The sequence below is a fragment of the Candidatus Aegiribacteria sp. genome, from assembly GCA_021108005.1.
Lineage (GTDB): Bacteria > Fermentibacterota > Fermentibacteria > Fermentibacterales > JCC-6 > Aegiribacteria.
Genome location: JAIORS010000156.1, coordinates 1 through 2,566, shown reverse-complemented (window position 1 = coordinate 2,566; position 2,566 = coordinate 1). Strand labels below are relative to the sequence as shown.

2 protein-coding genes are annotated in these 2,566 nt (G+C 44.7%); both read right to left on the bottom strand.

All coding sequences use genetic code 11. The features are described 5' to 3' along the window. On the bottom strand, nt 1–1,305 hold a 1,305-nt coding region (locus tag K8S15_09860), incomplete at its 3' end, for a hypothetical protein (GenBank protein MCD4776339.1). Between the two features lie 5 nt (nt 1,306–1,310). Next, the coding region (locus tag K8S15_09855; protein MCD4776338.1) for a hypothetical protein at nt 1,311–2,566 on the bottom strand (1,256 nt) is incomplete at its 5' end.

Sequence of the window (2,566 nt, the reverse complement as noted above, 5' to 3'; positions counted from 1 at the left end):
CACCCATTCAGCGTGGTAATAAGTCTGATCGGTTTCGAGATCAAGTATGAATACTTCACGGAGAGCAGGGCTGAAGTTGTGAAGCTCGCAGTTGATGCTCTGAGGAAACTCAACTGCTGGATCGCCATGTGAAAAGCAGGTTACATCCAGCCTGTATGGACCATCTTTGTAGGCTGCAAGGACGGGGTTCACAGTATCGTCGTTGAACTGATAGTCTGCATTGGTGTCCCAGCAGCTTTCCTCGATGTTGTCGATGCCAAGGTTATCCCAGCCCTGCATATCGCCGCAGTTGGTGAGGCAGACGATCAGACCCTCATGGCTTAAACTATCGGGAATATATGAGCACATATCATCCAGGTCATGGCGGAAGTAAAGCTGCCAGACTTTTTCATTTTGCCCTTGACTAGAAAGCAGACAGTCAAAGTTGACAACAAAATTAGTTTCAAGTGTATCATCTTCTGAAGTAGTCTCACGAATCATGTCCCATTTGATACGCTCAGGAGCAAGATCATTCCTGCCGCAGGCAGGAGTAGTAGACTGACCTTCGCCTTGAAGACCAAATCCGAAAAAGACATCAACGTTATCTGAAAGATCGTTTTCGTCCAGCATGATGCCAGGAACATCATCTGGATCAATGGGCCACAAACAGGTAAGCGTATCAGCCAGGAAGAAGTATTCAAAAGAAGGTGTATAGCCTTTAGGATTGAATGTCCAGGTAAACCCTGAACCTTGTATTGGTGAAGGCGTAAGATAATCCAAAGGATTCACATAGCAAGTATTATCATGATCCCATGTTGTCCACTTGAAGTGAGTGTGTATTGTCTGGACATAGGGATTCATTGTCGTTATGAGATCCCCCTTAGATATAGGATCCCAGAGATTCCAATAGTGTGGAGGAACCCGAGGATCCGATAAATGACCGTATGACCAGCCGAACTCCTCATGGTTTAGGGAATCAGTTCCTTCTGTAGTAACAACAACCCATTGCCATGGTAGAGTATCCGGTTGGAATGGTGTCCCGTACCAATGGGATATGACAGCGTCATCAATTACGCATCGTACATCATAGCAGGGTGGTGATTCTGTATGAGAATCAAAATCGACCCCGGCGTGAAACATCCCTAGAGACCAATCGTTCTGCGGATCACCGTAACTGTTCATGAGGGTTTTTGTAGAATCCATCTGATTTTCTGAACTGCCTACAGGCCAAGGGATCGGAGTTGGATTATTGGCATTTACGATTGTTGGAGCAGCGAGAATCAGGAAGCTGAGTATTACCTCACAATATGTATTAGGTACTGTCATTTAGATCACCTGCCTTCAATACACATAGCAATGAGAGGAAGGTTGTAGACTTCCTCATAGCCAAAAGCAGATGGATACCCATGACATGCATCCTGAGGATTAACGATCAGGTAATTACCATTTGGTGAGACATCTGTCTGAATAGGGAAGAATTGAATTTCTGCAGTAACGCGATTGGAATAGATAACCTGATCTTCAAGATATACAACCAATTCCCAATAGAAATCAGGTCGATTCCCTCGCATTGTGGTCAGTGAAGTGCATATATGATCGTTAGAACTGCACAAGACCGTCGATGGTTGTTCTTCGGAATCCCTGCGGCCAGTTTCATTGTAAAGCATAACGTTGCGGCTGCTTATATCCATGGTTCTACCCGTCGTAGCTCCTCCGAGATTGAGAATACTTCTATCAGGTGAAAAACTGTAATAATTTGTGATTTGCTCACGGATTCCAATTGGTTTTACCAATACTTCGGATTTACCGTTAATACAATCAATCAAACATGTATTCGCACCACGTGCTGTATGACAGAGATACTCTCCTTCAGATGAAATAGCAGGTCTCCAGCACCATTCAAGTTGGACTTCAGGGAATATTGTTCTCAAATGATTAGCGTCCCGGTCGAAGATGTATACAGGTCCTGTTGGGTTTCCCTGATCTGAAGTTGAAGATTCACTTTGGTGTACACAGCTAAATGCCACGATTGAGCCATCCTGAGATACTATGGCACTGTACATGCCTATTACATCCAAAGGCACTTCAAAGAATGTGCCATCTGAGTACATGAAGCATGCATAGGGTTGTTCGTTTGGATACTCGGGAGAATTACCTCCAGTTGAGATTACACTTATCTCTCCGTCACGTGACATCACAATCATTGGTACTGGCAATGCCAGATCCCCAACCTTACGCCCAAAAGTATTGAAAATGTAACCGATATCCCACCAGGCTGCTGCTACTGGTCTCTCCGCCCCTTCAGGAACATTCCATCCAGCTGGATCAACAATCATATGTTCTCTCCAATAGTACTCTCCGGGAAAGATGCAATCAGCAGAAATGTGGACAGGATTATTCTCAGTATCGTAGAAAACATGAAGGTTCTGAGAAATGGCCGCCCTGACTCGCCTGTCAAGCCAGTACCTGTCTTCCCAGGGAATACTTTCATCCTTGAGTGTCTCCTCAAGCCAGGCAAAAGGATAACCATCCATCAGTGAAGCTTCAAGCTCTTCTATTGTTTCCGCTCTGAAAAGCTCAATAACTT